Annotated in this window: 15 protein-coding genes; 9 read left to right on the top strand and 6 right to left on the bottom strand. The window is 72.9% G+C overall.

The annotated features are described in order from the left end of the window. From ACFWPT_RS38615 to ACFWPT_RS38600, 4 genes are all read left to right on the top strand, one after another. Positions 1–2,316: amino acid adenylation domain-containing protein (locus ACFWPT_RS38615; protein WP_380487558.1), on the top strand; the 2,316-nt coding region annotated here is incomplete at its 5' end. Continuing rightward, a complete protein-coding gene (locus ACFWPT_RS38610) occupies positions 2,303–3,982 on the top strand; it encodes a phytoene desaturase family protein (RefSeq protein ID WP_380487556.1) in 1,680 nt (559 codons plus the stop codon). The genes ACFWPT_RS38615 and ACFWPT_RS38610, both read left to right, overlap by 14 nt. Then, positions 3,979–5,673 (top strand): phytoene desaturase family protein, encoded by a 1,695-nt coding sequence (locus ACFWPT_RS38605; RefSeq protein ID WP_380487554.1) that lies wholly within the window; start codon positions 3,979–3,981, stop codon positions 5,671–5,673. The genes ACFWPT_RS38610 and ACFWPT_RS38605 overlap by 4 nt, the downstream gene beginning before the upstream one ends. Then, positions 5,670–6,725, top strand: a complete 1,056-nt coding sequence (locus ACFWPT_RS38600) for a zinc-binding dehydrogenase (RefSeq protein ID WP_380379203.1) — start codon at positions 5,670–5,672, stop codon at positions 6,723–6,725. Before ACFWPT_RS38605 ends, ACFWPT_RS38600 begins: the two co-directional genes overlap by 4 nt. A gap of 64 nt (positions 6,726–6,789) precedes the next feature. Here the strand turns inward: ACFWPT_RS38600 and ACFWPT_RS38595 are convergent, their stop codons facing one another. From ACFWPT_RS38595 to ACFWPT_RS38570, 6 genes are all read right to left on the bottom strand, one after another. After that, positions 6,790–8,175, bottom strand: a complete 1,386-nt coding sequence (locus ACFWPT_RS38595; protein ID WP_380487552.1) for a hypothetical protein — start codon at positions 8,173–8,175, stop codon at positions 6,790–6,792. A 150-nt stretch (positions 8,176–8,325) separates the two neighbouring features. Next, the gene (locus tag ACFWPT_RS38590) at positions 8,326–9,564 is read right to left on the bottom strand and encodes a pyridoxal-phosphate dependent enzyme (RefSeq protein ID WP_380487550.1); all 1,239 of its coding nucleotides are present in this window, start codon (positions 9,562–9,564) and stop codon (positions 8,326–8,328) included. Between the two features lie 101 nt (positions 9,565–9,665). Beyond that, positions 9,666–10,220: a YceI family protein gene (locus ACFWPT_RS38585; RefSeq protein ID WP_380379199.1), complete on the bottom strand. Its 555-nt coding sequence runs from the start codon at positions 10,218–10,220 to the stop codon at positions 9,666–9,668. A gap of 203 nt (positions 10,221–10,423) precedes the next feature. Further along, positions 10,424–13,228: a penicillin acylase family protein gene (locus ACFWPT_RS38580; RefSeq protein WP_380487548.1), complete on the bottom strand. Its 2,805-nt coding sequence runs from the start codon at positions 13,226–13,228 to the stop codon at positions 10,424–10,426. A 128-nt stretch (positions 13,229–13,356) separates the two neighbouring features. Beyond that, positions 13,357–14,247, bottom strand: a complete 891-nt coding sequence (locus tag ACFWPT_RS38575) for an N-acetylglucosamine kinase (RefSeq protein ID WP_380487546.1) — start codon at positions 14,245–14,247, stop codon at positions 13,357–13,359. Between the two features lie 147 nt (positions 14,248–14,394). Beyond that, on the bottom strand, positions 14,395–15,909 hold the full coding sequence (locus ACFWPT_RS38570; RefSeq protein WP_380487544.1) for an FAD-dependent monooxygenase: 1,515 nt from the start codon (positions 15,907–15,909) through the stop codon (positions 14,395–14,397). Between the two features lie 55 nt (positions 15,910–15,964). Between ACFWPT_RS38570 and ACFWPT_RS38565 the strand changes: the two genes are divergently transcribed. The 5 genes from ACFWPT_RS38565 to ACFWPT_RS38545 all read left to right on the top strand — a co-directional run bounded on the left by ACFWPT_RS38565 (position 15,965) and on the right by ACFWPT_RS38545 (position 22,585). Continuing rightward, a complete protein-coding gene (locus tag ACFWPT_RS38565; RefSeq protein ID WP_380379191.1) occupies positions 15,965–16,603 on the top strand; it encodes a TetR/AcrR family transcriptional regulator C-terminal domain-containing protein in 639 nt (212 codons plus the stop codon). Between the two features lie 851 nt (positions 16,604–17,454). After that, the gene (gene amrS, locus ACFWPT_RS38560; protein ID WP_063346372.1) at positions 17,455–18,891 is read left to right on the top strand and encodes an AmmeMemoRadiSam system radical SAM enzyme; all 1,437 of its coding nucleotides are present in this window, start codon (positions 17,455–17,457) and stop codon (positions 18,889–18,891) included. Positions 18,892–18,926: 35 nt separating this feature from the next. Beyond that, a complete protein-coding gene (locus tag ACFWPT_RS38555) occupies positions 18,927–20,432 on the top strand; it encodes a radical SAM protein (RefSeq protein ID WP_380487542.1) in 1,506 nt (501 codons plus the stop codon). 65 nt (positions 20,433–20,497) lie between these two features. After that, entirely contained in the window at positions 20,498–21,796 is a 1,299-nt protein-coding gene (locus ACFWPT_RS38550) for a coproporphyrinogen-III oxidase family protein (RefSeq protein WP_380339643.1), read from the top strand. A 156-nt stretch (positions 21,797–21,952) separates the two neighbouring features. Beyond that, positions 21,953–22,585, top strand: a complete 633-nt coding sequence (locus ACFWPT_RS38545) for a LysE/ArgO family amino acid transporter (protein WP_380379186.1) — start codon at positions 21,953–21,955, stop codon at positions 22,583–22,585. The last annotated feature ends 260 nt before the right edge of the window (positions 22,586–22,845 follow it).

Here is a 22,845-nt window from a genome sequence, read left to right as displayed (position 1 = left end):
GTCGCCGTCTGCCTGGACAAGTCACCCGAGCTGATCGTCGTCCTGCTGGCGATCTGGCGGGCCGGCGCCGCCTACCTGCCGCTCGACCCCGGTCACCCGGCCGACCGGCTCGCCTACCAGGTGACCGACGCCGGAGCCGCCCTCGTCGTGGTCGCCGAACGGAACCCGTTCGGCACCGAAGCGCCCGTCCGCCCCGTCACCCTGGACGAACTCGACCGGCCGGCCGCCGAGAGCGGCCCGCTGCCCGCCGCCGACCCGGACCGCCCCGCCTACGTCATCCACACCTCCGGCTCCACCGGCCGCCCGAAGGCCGTGCGGGTCGACCACCGCAACCTCGCCGCCGTCACCGCGGGCTGGCGCGCCGAGTACCGCCTCGACACCGAGGCCCGGGTGCACCTCCAGATGGCCGGGACCGCCTTCGACGTGTTCTCCGGCGACCTCGCCCGGGCGCTGAGCACCGGCGGCACCCTCGTCCTGGTCGACCGCGACCTGCTGTTCGACACCGCCCGGCTGTACCGCACCATGCGCGAGGAGGCCGTTGACTGCGGCGAGTTCGTGCCCGCCGTCGCCCGCGGCCTGCTGGCCCACTGCGAACGCGAGGGCCTGCGGCTGGACTTCCTGCGGCTGCTGGTCGTCGGCTCCGACTCCTGGAAGGCCGCCGAGCACCGGCGGCTGCGCGCCCTGTGCGGGCCGGACACCCGGCTGGTCAACTCCTACGGCCTGACCGAGGCCACCATCGACACCAGCTACTACGAGGGCGGCGCGGACGCCCTGGAGCCCGGCCGGATGGTGCCGATCGGCCGGCCCTTCCCCAACAGCGCGCTGTACATCCTCGACCACTACGGCGAGCCGGTACCGCCCGGCGTGCCCGGCGAGCTGTGGATCGGCGGCGCCGGTGTCGCCGCCGGCTACCCGAACGACCCGGAGCAGACCACCCGGCGCTTCACCACCCTGGAGCTCGACGGCCCGCCCGTCCGGCTCTACCGCACCGGCGACCTCGGCCACTGGGACGCCCACGGCACCGCCCACCTGCTCGGGCGGATCGACAACCAGGTCAAGGTGCGCGGCCACCGGATCGAGATCGGCGAGATCGAGGCCCACCTCACCGCCCGCCCCGAACTCGCCCAGGCATGTGTGGCGATCCGTCAGGACACCGCCGGCGAAGCCGTGCTGGCCGCCTACCTGGTCCCCGCCGAGGGGACCACCCTGGACCGCCGGGAACTGCGCCGCCACCTGGCCGAGCACCTGCCCACCGTGATGATCCCCTCCCACCTCACCGAACTGGCCGCCCTGCCGCTCACCCCCAACGGCAAGGTCGACCTGGCCGCCCTGCCCGAGCCCCGGGTCGACACCGGCGACGCGCAGCACGAACCGCCCGTCACCCTCTACGAGATCCGCACCGCCGAGCACTGGAGCAACCTGCTCGGCGTGGCCGAGGTCGGCCTCCAGCACGACTTCTTCGAACTCGGCGGCAGCTCCATCCGGCTGATCGAGCTGATCCACCACCTGCAGACCGAGTTCAACATCAGCATCCCGGTCGGCCTGCTCTTCAAGGTCACCACCCTGCACGGGATGGCCCGCACGCTGGAGCAGATCATCACCGGCGAAGTCGCCGGCGGCCAGCCGTACCTCTGGTTCAACCCCGGGGCGCCCGAGGGGCGGACGGTGTTCTGCTTCCCGCCGGCCGGCGGCCACGGCCTGGTCTACCGCCAGCTCGCCGCCCACCTGCCCGACCACCGGCTCGCCGCCTTCAACTACCTCACCGGCGACGACAAGACCGCCCGCTACGCCGACCTGGTCGAGGAGCTGGAGGAGTCGGGGCCGTACGTCCTGCTCGGCTACTCGCTCGGCGGCAACCTCGCCTTCGAGGTGGCCCGGGAGCTCGAACGCCGAGGCCGTACGGTCAGTTCCGTCCTGGTGGTGGACTCCTACCGGATCCCCGAGCCCTTCGAACTCGGCGAGGAGCACCTGGCCGTCTTCGAGCGCGAACTCCACGAGCACCTGCACCGGCACACCGGCTCCCGGATCGTCGCCCAGGAGACCCTCGAACAGGCCCGGGACTACCTGGCGTTCTGCAGCCGTACCCCCAACCTGGGCGTCCTGAAGGCCCCGCTCAACGTCGTCTGCGAACGGGACCGGCTGGCGCTGCACGCGGGCGGCGAGCACGGCTCCTGGCACGGCGCCTCCAGCGCCGGCACCGCCGTCCACGCCGGGCACGGCAGCCACGCCGAGATGCTCGACGCCGAATTCGCCGCCCGCAACGCCGAACTGGCGGGCGCCATCCTGGCCGGAGGCACCGCCGATGGCCGGGCCTGAGCGCGGGCCGGACTGGTCGAGCCGGGAGCGGGCCCCCGGCGGCCCGCCCCGGGTCATCGTGATCGGCGCGGGCATCGGCGGGCTCTCCACCGGCTGCTACGCGCAGATGAGCGGGCTGGAGACCCGGATCTTCGAAAAGCACGTGCTGCCCGGCGGCTGCTGCACCGCGTGGTCCCGGCACGGCTACCTGTTCGACTACTGCATCGACTGGCTGATCGGCACCGCCGAGGGCACCGGGGCGAACCAGGTGTGGCGCGAACTCGGCGCCCTCGACGGCAAGTCGATCACCCGCTTCGACGTCTTCAACCGCGTCGTCGACGAACACGGCCGCGCCGTCACCTTCTACGGGGACCCGGACCGGCTGGAACGGCACCTGCTGGCCACCGCCCCCGGCGACGCCAAGCCGATCCGCGCCTTCTGCCGGGACCTGCGCCGCTTCGCCGCCATCGACCTGCCCTGGGACCTCACCCCGCCGCCGCTGCGCGGCCCGGCCGAGCGGCTGCGCACCCTGCGCACCGTGCTGCCCGCGTTCCGGCTCTTCTGGCGGACCGCGACGACCCCGATGAGCGGCTTCGCCGAGCGCTTCCAGGACCCTCTGCTGCGGCGGGCGCTGCCCAACATGTTCCTCCAGGAGCCGGCCGGCTTCCCGCTGCTGCCGTACCTGTACACCCTGGCCGCCGCGCACAACGGCAACGCGGGCTTCCCGCAGGGCGGTTCGCTCGGGCTGGCCCGCTCGGTGGAGGAACGCTACACCTCGCTCGGCGGGGTGATCGGCTACCGCTGCCGGGTGGAGCGGATCCTGGTCGAGGGGGACCGCGCCGTCGGCGTCCAACTCCGCGACGGCTCCCGGCACTTCGCCGACCACGTGGTGGCCGCCTGCGACGGGCCGACGGTGCTCGACCGGCTGCTCGAAGGCCGCTGGTCCAGCCCCGCCACCGACCGGCTGTACGGCGAGCTGCTGGACAAGCCCGGCAACCTGTACCCGGCCGTGGTCTCGGCCTTCGTCGGCGTGGACGGCCCGCTGCCCGAGGGCGAACCGCACAGCACCACCTATCTGCTGCCCCCCGAGCAGGGCGCCCGGCTGCCCGGCTCGCTCCAGCACAGCCTGGTCGTCCAGATGCGGTCGGACTACGCGGAGGGCTTCGCGCCGCCCGGCAAGTCGGTGCTGCACTGCACCTACTTCAGCGACTACCGCTCCTGGAAGGACCTGCGGGTCAGCGACCGCCGTGCCTACCGGGCGCGCAAGCAGGAAGTCGCCGCGTTCGTCCGGGAGTTCCTGGAGCGGACGTACCCGGGGCTCGGCCGCCGGATCGAACTCGTCGACGTCGCCTCCCCGGTGACCACCGAGCGGTTCACCGGCAACACCTACGGCAGCATCCTCGCCTGGCAGGCCTTCTCCGAGGCCGAGGACGCCGCCAACCGGCTGGTCAACCGGGACCGGATGCGGCTGCCCGGTCTGCGCGGCTTCTCGATGGCCGGCCAGTGGGCCGGCCTCGGCGGCCTGATCCGCGCCGCCACCAGCGGCCGGTACGCCGCGCAGTACCTCTGCCGGGAGCTCGGCCGGCCGTTCCGGGCCTGGCCCAGCGACAACCAGGAACCTTGGCACACGGGCAAGTTGGGCAAACTGCCGCAACTCGACCGGGCCACCGTGGGAGTGCCGGAATGACCGGAACGAGTACCAGCAGGCAGACCATGGTGATCGTCGGGGGCGGGCTGGGCGGTCTGTCGACCGGCTGCTACGCGCAGATGAACGGCTACCGCACCACCGTCCTGGAGATGCACGAACTCCCCGGCGGCTGCTGCACGGCCTGGGACCGCGGCGAGTTCACCTTCGACTGCTGCGTGAGCTGGCTGCTCGGCAGCGGCCCGGGCAACGAGATGCACCAGATCTGGCTCGAACTCGGCGCGCTGCAGGGCAAAGTGATGCGCAACTTCGACGTCTTCAACGTGGTGCGCACCCGGGACGGCCGCGCCGTCTACTTCTACTCCGACCCCGACCGCCTCGAAGCGCACCTGCTCGACCTCGCCCCGGAGGACGCCCGGCGGATCCGGCAGTTCTGCGAAGGGCTGCGCAAGTTCCGCCGCGCCCTGGTCCGTTACCCCTTCCTCAAGCCGGTCGGACTGATGGGCCGGGCCGAACGCTGGCGGATGCTCGCCTCCTTCCTGCCGTACTTCAACGTCATCCGGCGCTCGATCACGGTGCTGATGAGCGACTACTCGGCGCGCTTCCGGAGCCCGCTGCTGCGCGAGGCGTTCAACTTCGTCCTCTACGAGCAGCACCCCAACTTCCCGGTGCTGCCCACCTACTTCCAACTCGCCTCGCACGCCGGGCAGTCGGCCGGGGTGCCGGAGGGCGGCTCGCTCGGGCTGGCCCGCTCGATCGAGCAGCGCTACCGGCGGCTCGGCGGCGAGATCAGCTACAACACCAAGGTGGCCGAGATCCTGGTCGAGCAGGACCGCGCCGTCGGGGTGCGGCTGAGCGACGGCCGGGAGATCCGGGCGGACATCGTGGTCGCCGCCTGCGACGGACGCACCACCATGCTGGACCTGCTCAAGGGCCGCTACCTGAACGACACCTACCGCCGGCTGTACACCCGGACCATCACCGAACCCGGCATGGTCTTCCCCGGCTACCTCACCGTCTTCCTGGGCCTGCGCCGCCCCTTCCCGGCCGGGGACCCGTGCACCACCTACCTGCTGGAGGACGAGGTCGCCGACCGGCTCACCGGCATCCGCCACCCCAGCATCAACGTCCAGTTCCGCAGCCGCCACTACCCCGAGCTGTCGCCCGCCGCGACGACCGTCGTCTACGCCAGCTACTTCTGCGACATCGCCCCCTGGCGGGAGTTGAGCACCGGCCCGGAGCAGGCGCCGCGGCTTCGGCGGGGCGAGGAACTGCACACCCTGCCGGTGGGGCGCGGCCGCGAGTACCAGCGCGAGAAGCGGCGGGTGCGGGACGCCATCGTGGAGTTCCTGGACGGGCACCACCCCGGTCTGCGGGACGCCGTCGCGGTCAAGGACGTGTCCACCCCGCTCACCCAGGTCCGCTACACCGGCAACTACGACGGCACGGTGCTCGGCTGGCAGCCGTTCGTGGAGAGCGGCGAGACCCTGGAGGAGGAGATCAAGCGCAACGGGCCCGGGCTGCCCGGCCTGGCGAACTTCTACCTCTCCGGCGTGTGGGCGACCACCGGGGGACTGATCCGGGCGGCCGCCGCCGGCCGGCACGTCGTCCAGTTCATCTGCCGCGACGACGGCCGGCCGTTCACCGCCGCCGTGGACGACAGCGCGCCGCCGCCCACCCTGGTCATCGAACCGGTCGGGCCCGCCGACCGGCGGTTTGGAGTCACCTCATGAGGGTCGAGAAGTGGGTCGTCCGCGAGCACGTGGACGGCGTGCCGGACGTCGAGCGGATGTACCGGAAGGTGGTCGAGGAGGTGGACGTCCGCCTCGCCGCGGACGAGATGCTGCTGCGGACCAGGTACGTCTCGGTCGACCCGTACCTCCAGGGGATCGCCCTGGACACCCCGATCGGCGACCACATGGGCGCGGACTCCATCATGGAGGTGGTGGAGGCCGGGCCGGACGCCGCCTTCGCCGTCGGTGACCTCGTGCAGGGCTTCGGCGGCTGGCGCAGCCACGTGATCAGCAACGGCGCCCCGGCGCTCTGGCAGACCGGCACCTTCCCGATGGTCTTCCCCGCCTACCGGCGGCTGGACCGGGGCGACTACGACGACGCCCTGCCGCTCTCCACCGCCCTCGGCGTCCTCGGCGGCCCGGGGATGACCGCCTGGGGCACGGTCGAGAAGTTCCTGAAGGTCCGGCCGGGGGACACCGTGCTGGTCAGCGGGGCGTCCGGGGCGGTCGGCTCGGTGGTCGGACAGCTGGCCCGGCACCGGGGGGCCCGGGTCATCGGCACCACGGCCACCCCGGCCAAGGCCGCCCGGCTGCGTGAGCTGGGCTTCGACGCGGTCCTGCTCTACCGCGACGGCGACGACCCCGAGCGGCTGCGGGAGGAAATCGCCAAGCTCGCCCCGGCCGGCATCGACCGCTACTTCGACAGCCTCGGCGGGGCGCTCACCGACGCGGTCTTCTCCCAGCTCGCCGTGGACAGCCGGGTCGCGGTCTGCTGGCAGTGGGGCAGCCAGGTCGGCGGCGACTGGGCGGGCCCGCGACTGCTGCCGATGATCATGTTCCCGCGCACCACCATCCGCGGCATCTTCTCGCTGGAGTGGTTCACCGAGGAGAACTGGTCGGCGCTGCGGCAGGAACTGGGCGCCCTCGTCCGCAGCGGCGACCTCGGCTACCAGCAGACCGTCCACCGGGGCTTCGACAACATCCCGGCCGCCTACCGCAGCCTGTACGTGGACCGCTCCGCGAACCGGGGCAAGGTGCTCGTCGAACTCTGAGCCGGGCGGTCCGCGGGGCCGGCCGGGGCGGGCGGTTCGTGGGCCCGCCCCGGCCGGGCGCAGGTCAGTTCAGGGTGAACCAGGTGGAGCGGGACTTCTTCCACTCCGGCTGGGCGAGGTCCTTGGCGGCGGTGCCGTCGCCGTACAGGTCGGCGGAGCCGTCGTCGGTGATCAGCTGGGCCCGGGCGCCGGGGGCGTCCAGGTTCGGCACGTCCGGGACGGCCTCCCAGGCGCCGGCGTCGCTGGTCGGCAGGTCGACCAGCTTGACCGGCTGGGAGCCCGGCTGCCCGTTCCAGCGGTAGAGGGCGTACGGGGCGGAGTTGTCCTCGGCGGACCAGGAGCCGGCCACGATCAGGTACTGGCCGAGGTCGTTGCGGCGCAGGTCGCGGATGGAGAGCCCGCCGAGGTCCAGCTCGACCGGCTCGCCGAACGTCGCGTGCGAGGCCGAACCGGACAGCAGCGACGGGAGGTTGGTGACCGGGACGAGCAGCGCGCGGCCGCCGGTGACCGCCGGGGTCAGCGGCGCGCGGAAGCCGATGTACGCGGTGGTGGTGCTGCCCGGGGCGAACTCCAGCCCCTCGACGTTGAATCCGTCGATCTGCTTGGGCGCCTGGCCGTCCGCCGCGCCCGCCGCGAAGCCGTAGCGGTCGCCGTGGGCGCCGTCCCAGGCGATCAGGTCGTCGCGCAGGCCGTGGTACGAACCGGCCAGCGACAGCTGGGTGTTGGCGCCCGAGCCGGTGACCTTCGTGGTGAACACGGTGTGCCGGTCCGGCTTGACCTTGCCGTCCTTGTTGTTGCCGAGCGAGCCCGTCCAGTAGATCGTGTCGCCGACCCGGGCCGCGGCCTCGATGTCGATCTCCTTGGAGACGCCGAGCGCGGAGCTGAAGTCCCAGGTGCGGACCGGCGCGCCGGAGGCGTTGCGGTCGTACAGCCGCAGCACGTTGGACTCGTCGTCGCCCACCAGGATGTAGCCGCCGCCCGCGTCCACCGCGGCCGAGGCGTCGCTGGAACCGGTCAGGTAGCGGCTGGCGGCCGGGAACTGGACGGCGGGGGAGGCCGCGTAGTGCAGGGTGCGGGTCGCGGTCTTGCCGCCCAGGCCGGTCACCTTGATGGTGAGGTCGGTGTAGCCGACGCCCTGCGCGGCGACCGCCAGGGTGCGGGTGCCGCCGGTGCCCGTCACCGCCACGTCGCCGGTCCGCGCGACGGCGCTGCGGGTGCTCGCCGAGGCGGCGACGGTCAGCGCCGAGGCCGCGGCCCCGCTCTGCGCCACCGCCACGGACACCGTCGGATCGCCGGTGGCGCCGACCGCGCCGGACAGGTAGCCGGCCGAGAAGGTGATCGTCGGAGTGCCGTACGAGGCCGCGGAGGCCGGGACGACCGGCAGGGCGAGTACGGGCACCGCCGCGACGGCGACGGCCAGCGGCAGCAGACGGCGGGGGGAACGGAACACGGTGACAGCCCTTCGACGCACGGGGAGGAGCGGGGGCGGTGCGGATCCGGACCAGCCTGGGCGGCCGCGGCGAACGCCAACCCTACGCCGGAGAACCGGACGGCGAACAGCAGGCCTCCAACGGCGGGCGGGAGTTGGCGCGGAAGCCCGCTAGCCGCGGATTCCGGCCGTGTGCAGCCGGCGGCGGACCTCGTCCCACTCCGGGGTGACCGGCGCGGTCGACCGCGCGCCGACGCCCCGGTCCTTGAAACCGCTGGACGTCGACACGCACACCACCGGCCCCTCGGCCTCCCCGAGGCCCTCGACGCCGCCGAGGCTGCGCAGCCCCGCGAGCCCGGCCGCCGCGGACAGCTCCGTCCAGAGCCCGGAGCGGGCCAGTTCGGCCTGGGCGGACGCGAGTTGGCCGTCGTCCAGGGCCAGCACCCGGCCGCCGCTCTCGCGGACCGCGACCACGCCCCGGTAACCGCCGACCGGGGAGGCGATCGAGTACGCCTCGCTCGGCCCCACCGTCACCCGGGCCGCCGGCAAGCCCTGGCGGACGGCCAGGGCGAGCGGCGCGCCGGACGCGGACTCGCAGGCGACGATGCGCGGCACCCGGTCGGCCAGGCCGAGCCGGTGCAGTTCGCTGAAGCCCTTCCAGACGCCGAAGAGCAACTCCCCGTAACCGGTGGGCACGAACACCGCGGCCGGCACGCCGATGTCCCGGAAGATCTCGTACGCCACCGTCTTGTAGCCCTCGGGGCCGTACGCGTGGCCGGTGTGGGTGGTGGTGAGATTGCTGACCGGGTGCAGGCCCAGCCGGTCCACGACCTGGCGCAGCAGCGGCCAGCGGGCCTCCCACGGCACCGGCAGCACGACGGCGCCGTAGGCGTTGAGGAACGCGTCGACGGCCGGCGGCAGGTCGGGCCCGGTGAACACCACGCAGCGCAGCCCGGCCCGGGCGGCGTAGGCGGCGGCGGACGCGCCGTGGTTGCCGGAGGAGGCCACCGCGATCCCGGGCGCGCCGACGCCCACGGCGGCGCTGGTGGTGCAGCGGTTCAACCGGTCCTTGTGGCTCCAGGTCGGGTTGCGGGCCTCGTCCTTGACGTACACCCCCGGTTCGAGCTCGACCAGCGGCGTGCCGCCCTCGCCCAGGCCCGGCGCGAGCAGCGGCGGCAACAGGGGGGCCCACCGCTCCAGCCCGCCGCGCGGCGCCCCGGCGTCCGCCCCCGGGGCGAACAGGGCGGCCGCGTCGGCCTTGAGATAGGCGTAGTCGACCTCGACGGGGTAGGACACGTCCTCGGTGCCGGTGCGGGGACAGCCCGCGGTGAGCGGGGGCCACAACGGGTAGTCGAGGGTGGGATCGCCGAGGGAGCGCTGGCCGGTTGCGAGGGAGCCGTCTGTCGCCATGTCAGGAGCCTAACCGGACCTGCGGCGCCCGGTCCGGCGGATTTCGGGGCTCCTGCGGGGCCTTTGGGGATCCTGCGGGCCGCTCCTGGCTCCTGCGGCCGCTACTGGCCCTGCCGGACGGCCGAGATGTCGAACTCCAGGACGACCTTGTCGCCGACCAGGACGCCGCCGCCCTCCAGGGCCGCGTTCCAGGTCACCCCGAAGTCCTTGCGGCTGATCGTCACCGAACCCTCCAGGCCCACCCGCAGGTTGCCCTGGGGGTCGACGGCATTGCCGGTGTACTCGACGTCGATGGCGACCGGGCGGGTGACGTCCTTGACGGTGAGGTCGCCCGTCACCCGGAACTCGCCGTCCCCGCGCGGCTCGACCGCCGTCGTGGCGAAGGCGATGGTCGGGAACTTCGGCACGTCCAGGAAGTCGTTGGTGCGCAGGTGCTGGTCGCGCTGCTCGACGCCGGTGTCGATGCTGTCGGTCCGGATCGTCACCCGGGCGGTGGAACGGCCCGGGTCGGCGCCGTCCAGGTGGGCGCTGCCCTCGAAGGCGGTGAAGGAGCCGCGGACCTTGGTCACCATGGCGTGGCGTGCCACGAAGCCGATCCGGGTGTGGGCGGGGTCGAGGACGTAGTCCCCGGTGAGATCGGACAGGGAGACGGTCATGGTCGGCTTACCTCCTGGGCCTGTGCGGGGCCTCTCCGGGAAATCGCGGGGGTCGGGTCCTCGGGGGTCGCCGACCTCGGCGGCGGTGCCGCCCCGGTCGCCCCGGACCACGCTAGGTGCTGCGCCCCGTCCCCGCCCGTCGGGCCCGGGCCGCTGTCTTCCACGCGGGTGCCCCCGCCCGGGTGGAAGACAGCGGCATGGGTTCAGCGGTGGCTCGGGAACTGCACCACCTGCTGGTAGGTCGGACGGTTCTGCCAGGTGGTCTTGTCGTCCGTGACACCGCCGAGCGGGCGCTGGATGATCGTGTCGGCGCACCACTGGTCGCCGGCGGAGCAGTCCGCGTCGCCCGGGTAGACCTGGGCCGGGGTCTGGGCGGCCGCCCGCTTCAGGGTGTCCAGCAGCACGCCCCGGCAGGCCGCCAGATCGCCCCCGCCGCAGTACGGGCGGGCCAGCGGGCCGGCCACCTGGTCGCCCAGGACGGACCGCAGGTCCTTGTCCAGGTAGCTCCACCAGCCGTACTGGAAGGCCGAACCCTTGTGCGGGATCGCCTCGTTGGCGCTCACGGGGCCGCCGCTGCCGGGACCGGTCTGGCCGCCGGAGGGCGACTCGTTGATCTGCAGGGCGCCGGTCAGGGCCGCGAACAGCTGGTCCCCGAGGCCGGGCCGCATGACGCCCTCCGCGACCAGCGGCCACCAGGCGTCCAGGACGCGGATCGCGGCGGCGTCCGCGTAGCCGTGGCTGCCGGGCGACGTCTCCTTCCGCTGGGCGCCGCCGGCCAGCCAGGCCTCCAGCTGCTGGAGCGCGGTGGCGGCGGCCGGATCGGTGACGGGGGCGCTGCGCAGCACCCGGATCAGGTCCGGCAGGACGTCCTCGGCGCGCAGGTCGGCCAGGGCGGCGCCGGCCATGGCCTGGGTGAGCGAGACCCGGCTCGCCTTGCCACCGTTGCGCAGCAGCGCCTTGACCCGGTCGTCGAGCAGGTTGCCGCGGTGCACCGAGCCGTTGCCGAACCCGGCCGAGGTGAAGCCGTCGGCCTGCTTGTTGTTCCAGGAGATGTAGTAGTCCTGGTTGACGGACTGCGGGTGCTCGGCCGCCGGGGTGTACCGGGCGGTGTTGGTGGCGGGGTCGAAGTCGGCCCACTCGTAGGCCGGTTCGGCGCGCAGCGGCAGGCCGGCGTCGACCCCGGGGGCGCGTACGGGGTTGCTGCCGGAGTTGTAGTACGCGATGTCGCGGGAGTCGGCGTAGAACCAGTTGAAGGTGTAGTTGATGTCCTGCGCGGCCTGCTGGAAGCCCGCCGCGTCGTGCACCGCGCCGGGGTCGTTGAGCTCCTGGAAGCCGATGATGGAGTCCGCCTCGTGCCGGTAGGTGGAGCGCAGCGAGGTGAAGGCCACGGGGGCGCCGCCGACCGTGCCGCGGGCGGTCACCAGGCCGTACCTGCTGCGGTACATCACCAGGGTGTAGGAGCCGGCGGCGGTGGAGTCGGCGGTGGTCGGGTTCCAGGTGTTCTTGCGTTCCAGCCGGTCGAAGGGGACGCACTGGCCGTGCCAGAGGTAGGAGTCGGCGGCGGTGGTGGCCGGGGAGCCGTCGGTGGTGCAGAGCGGGACGGCGTAGGTGTCGGTGATGTCCTGCCCGGCGGAGGTGGCGCTCCAGGCGTAGTCCTGGCCGCGGCCGAGCTGCACGTAGAAGCTCAGGCCGGCGAAGGCCGCGCCGCGTGCGCTGATGCCGGGGCCCTGGATCTCCTCCAGCATCAGCAGCTGCGGGGCGAAGTAGCCGGTCTGCGGGCCGAACACGGCGACCGGGTGGCCGTCGTCGGTGTGGGCGCCGGAGACCAGCAGGGCGTTGGACATGCCGTGCTTGGCGGTGAGCAGGTTGCCGGGCAGCACACCCGGGGCGGCGGTCTTCGCGGCGCCGGCGCCCGTGCCGGTGGCGTCGTAGATCATCCGCTCGGGCACCACCGAGCCGGGGTCGGGCAGCGCCTCGCCCTGCGGGGCGTCGGGGACCGGGGCGTAGGGGAAGCGCTGGCCGTCGTGCAGGGTCTGGACGGCCTCCGGGTCGTCGGCCTCGCGCAGCGACTTCCAGACCGCGTCCCCGGCGTCCTTGCCGTAGCGGGCCTCGGCGGCCGACTTGACCTGGGCGGAGGCGAGTTCACCGCCGCCGCCGGAGCCGAACAGGGCGCCGACCACGGAGGCCAGGGCGACCAGGTCGGTCAGCTTGAACGGCTCGATCGACCCGGCGTTGGTGATCGGGTCGATGTGCCCGGTCAGGTCGTACTCGCCGGGGAAGGTGCGGGCGTTGTACGACTCCTTGGCGTACTGGTTGATGCCGTCGAGGTAGGCGTTCGCGTCGGTGAGGGCCTGGGCGGCCCGGCCGCCGCGGGCCGCCAGGGCGTCGATCTGCTGCTGCAGTTCCGCCTCGGTGTACGGCGCGGCCTGCCAGAAGCTCTGCTCCAGCTGGCGGTTGGCGGCGGCGCCGCCGGCGAAGCCGGACAGCTGGCCGCGGCCCACGTGCCGGAACAGGTCCATCACCCACAGCCGGTCCTGGGCGGCGGCGTAGCCCGCGCCGTACTCGGTGCCGTAGCGGGTGGTGCCGGTGATGTGCGGGACGCCGGTGGCCTTGTCGCGGACGATGGTGACGTCGGCGCGCGGGCTGATGGTGCTGGCCACCTGGTCGGCGGGGACGCCGAAGGAGGCGTCGTTGAAGAAGTCGCGCAGCTTGGCCTCGGTCAGGCCCGGGTAGCCGGAGGCGAGGGCGGCGTACGGGCCGAGCTGGTCGTCGGTGTGGGCGGGGCGGCTGCCGAACATCCGGTTGAGCAGGATCTCGGCGAGCGTGGCGTTGCCGTTCTCGCCGGGCGGCAGGATGTCCCGGCAGTGGCCGCCGCAGTAGTCGGCCGCGGTGGCGGTCGGGGCGGCGGGGGCGGCGGCGGTGGGGGTGGTGGTCAGGGCGGCGGTGACGAGCAGGGCCGACGCGGCGGCGGCGGCCGGGAAGCGCAGGGGGTGGGGGCGTAGGCGCAAGGGGAGCTCCTCCGTCGAAGCCACGGGAGCTCGACGGTAGGGGCGTTACTGACCGGTTGGCTAGTGGCGTGCATGCCATTTCCGGTGGGGCGCGGCCGAGTTGGTGATCCGTCGGGACCGTCTACCGCCTACCGTCTGCCGCCCGGAGGCGAGGCGAGGCGGGTGGCGAGGTGGGCGGCGGCGGTGGCGGCGTCGGTGCGGGGGAGGCGGGGGTGGAGGTCGGCGAGGAGGTGGTGGAGGCGGTCGCGGATCGGGCCGGGGGCGGTGGCCACCGAGCCGGTGAGGACCAGGGGTTCGGCGGGGGCGGCGGTGGCGCGGGCGAGGTCGGCCAGGTGGTCGGCGGCGGTGTCGGCGATGGCGCGGGCGGCCGGGTCGCCCTGCTCGGCGAGCCGGGAGACCAGCGGGGCGAGACCAGCGAGCCGGCGGGGCGGGCCGGCGTAGGCCCAGTGGAGCAGGGCGTCGGGGGAGTCGGCGGCGCAGTGGGCGCGGACGGCGGTGCCGAGCGGGCCGGCCGGGTCGGCGTGGGCGTGGCGCAGGGCCTCGCGGCCGAGCCAGAAGCCGCCGCCCTCGTCGCCGAGCAGCCAGCCGAGCCCGCCGCTGCGCGCGAGCGTGCGGGCGCCGGCGAGCCGGACGCAGATCGCGCCGGTGCCCGCGATCAGGACGGTGCCGTGGCCGTCGGTGACGCCGCCGGAGGCCAGGGCCGGGACGGTGTCGGGGACGAGCCGCACCGGGTGGCGGAGGCCGAGGGCGGCCCGGCAGCGTTCGGCGAACGCGTCCGGGTCCGGTAGGGAGCGGTACCCGGCGAGGCCGATCAGGCAGGCGGCGATCCGGTCCGGGCCGCGCCCGTCGAGGGCGGCCGTGACCGCCGCCGCCAGCCGGCCGAGCGCCGGCTCCGGCCCCTCTCCGGCGGGGTTGGCGCCGGGGCTCTCGCCGCGGCCCCGGACGGCGCCCGCGGCGTCCAGGAGGACGGCGCGGGTGCGGCTGCCGCCGGCGTCGACGCCGAGGTGGAGGGTGGTCATCGGGCGCCTCCGGTGCGGGCCCGGCGGGTGGCCGGGGTGGTGGTGAGCGGCATCAGGTCGGCGGCCGGCAGGGCGCCGCGGACCTGCGCGAGCGGCTGCCGCCGGCCCTCGGGGCTCCGGAGGGGGCGCCCGTGGGCCGACCGGTCCTCAGCGTAGAGGGACCGCAGCGGAAGGGCGGGCGGTCGTCGCCGTGACGGCCGCGTGGGCGGCCTTGACCAGTGCGGGGAGGTGCTGTTCATCGGTGAGCCAGGCCAGGTGCCCGTCGGGCCGGACCAGGGCGGCGGTGACACCGCGCCAGGCGGGCCGTGACGTGCCGAGCGGCGCGCTGTGCACGGTGACGCCCGGGCTGGTGGCGTGGGCGAGGGCGGCGAACTCGGCGCCGGCCCGGCCGGTGAGGTCGAGCAGGACGTGGCGGCCTCCTCGCATCAGCGTGAACAGGCCGGTGCCGTCCGCGGGCCCGGCGAGCCTCAGGTCCGGCGCCCGGGAGCCGGTCAGCGGGTGCGCCCCGCTGCCGGGGTCGGCCGGGTAGGCGGTCGCGAGGCCGGCCGCGCGACCGGCCAGTTCGTCCGAGAACTCGTCGACGCCGGTAATGAGTTCGGCGAGCAGACCGCGCAGGGCCAGCGTCGTCGGCGAGTGGTCGGTCATCAGCCCGGACTGGGCGTGGGTGGAGCGCAGCAGCTCCACGCCGACCGGGTGGCGCTCGGCGTGGTAGCTGTCGAGCAGGCCGTAGGGGGCGGCGCCGGTGATGGTGCGGGCGAGCTTCCAGCCGAGGTTGGCGGCGTCCTGCATGCCGACGTTGAGTCCGGGCCCGCCGGCCGGGAAGTGGGAGTGCGCGGCGTCGCCCGCCACCAGGACCCGCCCGTGCCGGTACCGGTCGGCCTGGCGGGAGGCGTTGCCGAAGGTGGAGATCCAGCCGGCCTCGCGCATCCCGAAGTCCGTCCCGGTGATCCCGCGGACCTTGGCGCGCAGCTGCTCGAAGGTCAGCGGGCCGGGCTTGGTGTGGACGGTCGCCGTGTCGTTGCCGACCACCCGGTGCACCCCGCTGGGCAGCGGGAAGACCATCACGGTGCCCTGCTCGTTGGAGACGGAGCGCCAGCGCGGCGGTGCGTCGAGCACGGCGTCCGCCATCCAGGCCCAGGCGGTGGCCGGGGTGCCGGGGAAGCCGATGCCCGCCGCCTCGCGCACGGTGCTGCGGGTGCCGTCGCAGCCGACCAGGTAGGCGGTGCGCAGCCCGTAGGGGCCGTCCGGGCCGTGGACGTGGATGGTGACCGCGTCGTCGCCCTGGTCCAGCCCGGTGACGCGGTGTCCGCGCAGCAGCCGGGCGCCGGTCGAGCGGAGGTGTTCGGCCAGCAGCTCCTCGGTGCGCACCTGGGGGAGCGCGAGCGTGAACGGGTACGGCGTGTCCAGCCGGCTGAAGTCCAGCCGGGGCGGCAGGGCGGCGAAGTGCCCGCCGGGGATGCGGACGCCCTCGGCGAGGAAGGGCTCCACCAGGCCGCGGGAGGCCAGCAGTTCCAGGGTGCGCGGGTGCACGGTGGTGGCCCGCGAGTGCGGGTCGGGTTCGGCGCGGCTCTCCAGCACGGTGACCTCGATGCCCTGCAGCCGGAGTTCGGCGGCGAGCCAGAGCCCGACCGGGCCCCCGCCGGCGATGACGACCTGTTCCATGACTCATCCCTCTCTTGGTCAGTGACCAATGACTTGGCTCCAGTAGACTAGGTCAGTGACCAAGAAGCAAGCCCCGGATGCCCCCCGGACCCGACTCGACGCCGACACGGTGGTCCGCGCCGCCCTCGACCTGCTGGACGACAAGGGCGCCGCCGCCGTCTCCGTGCGCGGCGTCGCCGAACGGCTCGGCGTCCGGATGAACACCGTGCTCTGGCACGCCAAGACCAAGGGCCGCCTGCTGGAACTCATGGCGGACGCGATCGTCGGCGAGATCCCGCTCGACGACCTGCCCGCGCCCTGGCACGAGCGGGCCCGCGAACTCGCCCACCGCTACCGCCGGTGCCTGCTGGCCCACCGCGACGGCGCGGTCATCGTCGCCGGCACCTATGCCGCCGAGCCCGGCACCCTGCGCTTCGCCGACGCGATGATCGCCGCGCTCCTCGACGGCGGCCTGGACGAGCGCCGCGCGTCCTGGGTGTTCTGGACCATCCAGTACCTGACCCTCGGCCTGACCCAGGAGGAGCAGGCCCTGGCCGCCCAGGGCGGCGTGCACACCCTCGGCCCGGCCCTCGCCGGCGGCGACTACCCGGCGCTCGTCCGGGTCGTCCCGCACATGGAGGACGCCGCCTTCGCCGAGCGCTTCGATTTCGGCCTCTCCCGGATCCTCTCCCCGTCCGGCCCCACCGCCCCCTGAATTCCCAACAGCCGCCCCCTCGTTGCCCCGGCCGCTCCACACGCCCCCCCTCGGGACCGCCTTTACCGGTGCTCGGCGAGCGGCGGGTGGGGCGGCCGATCGGCTCTGTGACAGCAGGTATTCCGCCGACCGGCGGCGATTTTCGGCCCTCCTCCCACATCGGGCGATCCCGGCCGCGCCGCCCCGCCGGATCGGCCCCCGCCGTTCCCCGGCCCGGGAACCCGCTGGGCAGGCGCGAGATCACCGTTTGTGAGGCTTGCCTAACCTGCGCCCCGCTGCGACCGGAGGGCGCTGTCCGCTTCGAGGTGTTGGCCGGATCGGGCGACATGCGGACTTCTTGACAGGCGGGAGCCCATACGCCGAAGCTCATCGCAGTTGGCGAATTTCTCACCGAACTCCCGCTCCGCTTCGGCCTCTTCACGAGGCGTTTTTCTCAGCAGTGGCTTCGTCATGAGGGAAAGTGAGATCCGCTTGACGTTCGTGACCGCGGAAACCCGCGCGGAACCGGCCCGCCCGGTGAAAGCGAGAAACCGGGACAGTGGGGTTCCGGACCACGGGCGGATGTACGGGCGGATGTACGGGCGGGCCGATGTCGAATTCCGCACCGCAGTGCGGGAATTCGGGTTGCCCGACCGCGCCGCCCCGGCGCGCCCCGCCCCGGCGTGCCCCGCGCACGTGACCGCACCTCCTCCGACGACGGCCTGATCCGGAGGGCCCGCCCGGTGCGGACGACCGCGCCGGGCCGTCCGGGATCTACCCGTCCGGCCCCGATCCGTCCGGCCCCGATTCGGCGCCGCCGCACCACCGCCTCCGTACCACCGTGTCCGTACCACCGCACGGAAGGAACAGCCATGTCGCAGAACACCTGGGACAAGGAACCACGCCCCGCCAGGCTGGAGGAACGCCTGGACGACGGCGTGGTCCGATGTCATCTCAGCCCCCGGAACTGCCGGATCCGCCCCGGCCAGCACGGATTCTGCATGGTCCGGGCCAACCGGGACGGCCGCCTGGTGACCCTGAACTACGGGCGCTCGGTCCACGCCACCGAGGAGACCATCGAGACCGAGGCGGTGTTCCACTACGCGCCCGGTGCCCGGATCCTCTCGATGGGGAACGTCGGCTGCATGCTCAACTGCGACTACTGCCACAACTGGAAGACGTCGCAGGCGCGCCACGTGGAGGACAAGGACGTCTACCACTACACGCCCGAGGAGGTCGTGGACATCGCCGTCCGGCACGGCGTGAAGGTGATCTCCTGGACCTACAACGACCCGGTGGTGTGGCACGAGTTCGTGGTGGAGACGGCCGCCCTCGCCAAGGCGGCGGGAATCGTCAACCTCTACAAGTCCGCGTTCTTCATCAGCGGCGAGGCGATCGAGGAACTGATCCCGGTGATCGACATCTTCTCGGTGTCGATCAAGTCCCTGGACCCGAAGTACTACCGGAAGATCACCAAGGGCTGGCTGGAACCGGTCCTGGAGGGCACCGAGCAGGTGTTCCGGGCCGGGAAGCACGTCGAGGTCTCCACGCTGATGGTCACCGACCTCAGCGACGACGAGGCGACCGCCCGGGACATGGCGAGGTTCGTCGGCGAGCGGCTCAGCCCCGACGTGCCCACGCACTTCGTGCGCTTCCACCCGGACTACAAGATGACCAACACCATCCGCACCCCCGTCGACCGGCTGGAACGGGCCCGCAAGGTCGCCATGGACATGGGGCTCAACCACGTCTACCTGGGGAACGTGTACGACACGGAGTCGACCAACACCTGGTGCCACCGGTGCGGGCAGCTCCAGATCACCCGCTACGGCCTGAACGCCGACCTGGTCGGCCTGGACGCGGCCGGCGCCTGCATCGGCTGCGGCGCCCGCTCGCCGATCGTCCTGCTGCCCGACGCCCGCCCGCGCGCCCGGGTGCCGGAACTCCCCGCCGCCGAGGGCCTGGACCTGGCCCGCTTCGACTGGCACGGCGACGTCCGCGCCCTGCACGTCCAGGTGCGCAACACCTCCGCCGCGCCGGTGCGGGCCTACCACCGCCGCTACGGCGACCCGGCCGCCGACCAGGGCTGGCAGGTCATCGACCTGGCCCCGCAGGAGAGCTTCCGGTACATCGCGGCCAAGAGCACGGCGGGCGAGGTCGGCGTCCAGGTGGCCGTACCGCCGCAGTGCACCTCCAGCCTCCACCAGGTCTTCGACCGCGCGCACTTCCCGACCGTGGAGGCCTCCGCCGGAACGCTGAACGAGGACGTCTCGCCGCTGCCGCTCTTCCAGCCCCGCGCCAGGTCATGACCGGGCCCGCGAGCACGACGGAGCAGGCGGGTCCGATGCGGCACGGGACCGACTACCGCGTCCTGCCGTTCAGCGACGACCTGTCGGCCGTCCTCATCACCGGGAGCCACCGGCTGCTGCTCGCCCCGGCGGACACCGCCGAGCGGCTGGCCTCCGGCGTCGACCACCTGCGGCTGGACGAGCGGCGGGCGTGGGAGCGGCTGCAGGCCGGCGCCGCCACCGGCCGGGAGGCCAACCGCATCCGGCTCCGGGAGAGCGCGCTCTCCGACGGCGCCGACTTCGCGGTCAACGTCAACCTGACGAACGTGTGCAACCTCGCCTGCACGTACTGCTTCGCCGAGGGCGGGGACTACGGCCGGATCACCGAGGCGATGGGCGAGCACTCGATCGCCTGGATCTTCGACTTCATCCACCGCTACGCCGCGCCCGGGCAGCGGGTCCGCTTCGAGTTCTTCGGCGGGGAGCCGCTGGCGAACTTCACGGTGATCCGCAAGATCTGCGAACGCGCCCGCGACCTCACCGGGCGCTCGGGCACCGAGTTCGTCCACCGGATCTCGACCAACCTCACCCTGATGCCCCAGGGCGTCGAGGAGTTGTTCCGCGACCACCGGTTCATCGTCTCGGTCTCGATCGACGGCGGCCGCGAGGTCCAGGACGCCAACCGCCCGTCCAAGAACGGGAAGGGCTCCTACGACCGGATCATCCGCAACCTGTTCCGGCTGCGCGAGGCGTGCGGCGACGACGTCACCCTGGTGGCCCGGATGACCATCGCGACGGCGGCGCCCAGCCTCACCGAGAGCGTGCTCGACCTGTGGGGGCTCGACCTCTTCGACTACTTCCAGATCTATCCGGGCGTCTACCCGGTGGAGCAGGGCACGACGGTGCCGATCGCCCTCACGCTGGGGGACCGGAAGCTGTCCGAGCCGAAGGGCATCCAGTACATCAACCACTTCCTCCAGCCCGGCATCGTCGAGCAGTTCAAGGACTTCCTGGTCCACTACCCGCGGCTGTTCGCCCCCGACAACCGGTTCAAGGGCGTGCTGGAGTACGAGCGCGCCGTGCAGATGGTCACCGAGGGCGCGGCGGCGCTGGCGTTCTGCTCGGGCGGCCGGACGTACTACACGCACTCCCCGGACGGCAGCGTCAGCCCCTGCCACCGCCTGGTCGGCGACCAGGGCTTCGACGTGGGCACCGGGGCCGAGGGCCTCACCCGGGACCACCCCGAGTGGCGGCGCACCGTCGACGAGCACCGGGTGTGCGGGTCCTGCTGGGCCCGCTACCTGTGCGGCGGGGGCTGCCGGCAGGAGAACCACGTGGCCTCGGGCGACGTGAACGTCCTCAACACCGAGTCCTGCCAGTACCAGTTGATGCTCGCGGAGGAGGTCGTCAAGATGTTGGCCCGCTCCGCCGCCGACTACCGCGAGCGGTCGCGGGCGCGCTACGACGACCTCTTCGTCTCGTGCGGGCGCCCGGTGGTCCCCAACGACCGGCCGGCCCTCGACGAGGCCGCCGACGTCCGCCCGTTCCAGGTCCTCTGCTGACGGCCTCCGCCCCCGGACCCGTCCACCACCACGCCAGGCCGGCCCCGACGAAGGAGTGACAGCAGATGGCCGAGAAGATCATCCGACGGAACATCCACACGTACCCGTTCAAATACCGGCACCACGAGTACGACGAGTACTTCCGCCCCGAGAACGCGGTGCTCTACCTGCACGTCCCGTTCTGCATCACCAAGTGCGGATTCTGCGACTACACCGTCTACATCAACCGGAACGAGCAGCACTTCGCCCAGTACGTCGACGTGCTCGAACGCGAGATCCGCGCCTTCGCCGCCAATCGGGCCTTCCCCGCGTTCCGGGTCGACGCGGTGTATTTCGGCGGCGGCACGCCGGGCATCCTCACCGGCGACCAGACGGCCCGGCTGCTGGACGCCTGCCGGGAATCGTTCGAATTCAACGAGGGCGCGGAGATCGGCCTGGAATTCGACCCCTCGACGGTCGACGAGGCCAAGATCGCGCGCATGCGGGAGGCCGGATTCACCCGGCTCAGCGTCGGCGTCCAGGCATTCGACGACCGGCTGCTGGAGATCTGCAACCGCTCGCACGACCTGGCCACCGCCGAACGCGCCTTCCGCACCGTCGTCGACGGCGGTTTCACGCACACCAACATCGACCTGATCTTCCCGCTGCCCGGCCAGTCCGTGGACGACTGGAAGCGCAGCGTCGACCGGGCCATCGAACTCGAACCGGCCTGCATCACGGCCTACGGCCTGGAGATCTGGCCCAAGACGGCGTTCCACTCGCTCATCACGTCCGGGAAGATGGCGCTCCCCTCGGCGCAGGACGAGCGCCGGATGTACGAGTACGCCATCGACGCGCTGGAGGCGGCGGGCTTCGCCCGGCGCAGCTCGACGGGGTACTACCACCCCGACCGCTGCGCCGACTACTCGCGCTTCCTGGAGTACTACTGGCGGACCTGGCCGATGATCGGATTCGGCGTCTCGTCGAAGAGCGTGATCCACGACCGGCTGTTCGTCAACGTCAAGCCGCTCAAGAAGTACTACGAGATGGTCGGAAGTGGTCAAATTCCGCTGGATTTCGCCACGTACCTCACCAAGGAACAGGAAATGCGCCGCGTCATGATCCGCGGCCTCAAGATGTGCGAGGTCAACCGGCCGGACTTCCACGACCGGTTCGGCGTCACCATGGAGGCCGTCTTCGGGGCGGAGATCGAGCAGCTCATCGACAAGGGCTGGCTGGAGGAACGGGGCACGGACGTGTATGCGCTGACCAGGCTCGGTCAGTTGTTGTCGACCAATGTGTACGAGCTGTTCTACGCGCCGGAAGATCTCAGTCCCGCCGAAGGGGATGAGGTACGGTTCGGCATATCGGAGCTCGTCGAGTGACCTGATCGGCGGGTGTTGTGACGAGGGGCAGAGCGAATTGTCGCGCACGTGCTCGCACCAGGCCTTCCGCCGGGCCTTGAGCCGGGACCTGAGCCGGGACTTTCACCGGGACTTTCATCGGACCGGAATGATCGCGGTGACCTGCGGGGGACCGCGGTGAACATCCTCCCCGCGTGGTTCGCCGGGCTCAGCCTCGGCTTCCTGGTCGCCCTGCCCCTCGGCCCCATCGGCCTGCTGTGCGTGCGCAGCGTCCTGCGCGACGGCTTCCCGACCGGCTGGGCGATCGGCCTGGGCGCGGCCCTGGTGGACATCGCCTACGCCGGCCTGGGCCTCGCCGGGGTCGGCAGGCTGCTGGACGTCCCCGCGCTGCGGACGGCCCTGGGGCTGGCCGGGGCCGCCGTGCTGGTGTACATCGGCGCGCGCTCGCTGCGCTCCGCCTTCCGGGTCCAGACGGCCACCGACGACGAGCGGAACCCCGAAGTGGTCCGCCCGCTGGCGGCGTTCCGCACCGCGCTGGCGGCCACCGCCTCCAACCCGGCGACGATCGGCTACTGGGCCGCCGCCTTCGCCGCGGCCACGGCGGCGAACGTCACCGGGACGCTGCCCGCCTCGGTGTCCATGCTGGTCGGCGTCGGCTGCGGCACGCTCCTGTGGTTCACCCTGCTGAGCACGGGCGTCGTGGTGTTCCGCCGGCGCTTCAGCGCCCGGCTGCTGAAGGGCGTCGACCTGGTCGCCGGGATCGGGGTCATCCTCTTCGGCGGCTTCCTGGCCTACCAGTCGCTCGCCTGAACCGGCCGCGGTGACGGCGTCGGGCGGCGGCTGACCGAGGCCCTTCGTCGAACTCCCAGCTGTGTGACGGGAGTTCGGTGGCGGGGCCCCGGCTTCCGAACAGCCCGGTGTCCGCGCCGCTGCCCGCCTCCGCGCCTCTGGGGACGGCAACGGGCCGGACGCCCGTCCCCCTGGAGTCTCAATGATGAAGTCAAGATGCCTGCGCGACCGGTGGGGCGGAGGTGAAGATCCGGTTGTCGCGCAGGAGCGCCCACAGCACG

This window comes from Kitasatospora sp. NPDC058478, from assembly GCF_042720345.1.
Taxonomy (GTDB): domain Bacteria; phylum Actinomycetota; class Actinomycetes; order Streptomycetales; family Streptomycetaceae; genus Kitasatospora.
Note: the sequence above shows the minus strand (reverse complement) of the source record. Positions and strands in the feature narration are given on the sequence as shown.

Excerpts from the sequence above, each read along its gene's own strand:
- amrS (WP_063346372.1), top strand. The coding sequence starts at position 17,455 with ATGTCGCAGAACACCTGGGACAAGGAACCACGCCCCGCCAGGCTGGAG.
- ACFWPT_RS38590 (WP_380487550.1), bottom strand. The coding sequence starts at position 9,564 with ATGGCGACAGACGGCTCCCTCGCAACCGGCCAGCGCTCCCTCGGCGAT.
- ACFWPT_RS38605 (WP_380487554.1), top strand. The coding sequence starts at position 3,979 with ATGACCGGAACGAGTACCAGCAGGCAGACCATGGTGATCGTCGGGGGC.
- ACFWPT_RS38550 (WP_380339643.1), top strand. The coding sequence starts at position 20,498 with ATGGCCGAGAAGATCATCCGACGGAACATCCACACGTACCCGTTCAAA.
- ACFWPT_RS38610 (WP_380487556.1), top strand. The coding sequence starts at position 2,303 with ATGGCCGGGCCTGAGCGCGGGCCGGACTGGTCGAGCCGGGAGCGGGCC.
- ACFWPT_RS38600 (WP_380379203.1), top strand. The coding sequence starts at position 5,670 with ATGAGGGTCGAGAAGTGGGTCGTCCGCGAGCACGTGGACGGCGTGCCG.
- ACFWPT_RS38585 (WP_380379199.1), bottom strand. The coding sequence starts at position 10,220 with ATGACCGTCTCCCTGTCCGATCTCACCGGGGACTACGTCCTCGACCCC.
- ACFWPT_RS38575 (WP_380487546.1), bottom strand. The coding sequence starts at position 14,247 with ATGACCACCCTCCACCTCGGCGTCGACGCCGGCGGCAGCCGCACCCGC.
- ACFWPT_RS38570 (WP_380487544.1), bottom strand. The coding sequence starts at position 15,909 with ATGGAACAGGTCGTCATCGCCGGCGGGGGCCCGGTCGGGCTCTGGCTC.
- ACFWPT_RS38555 (WP_380487542.1), top strand. The coding sequence starts at position 18,927 with ATGCGGCACGGGACCGACTACCGCGTCCTGCCGTTCAGCGACGACCTG.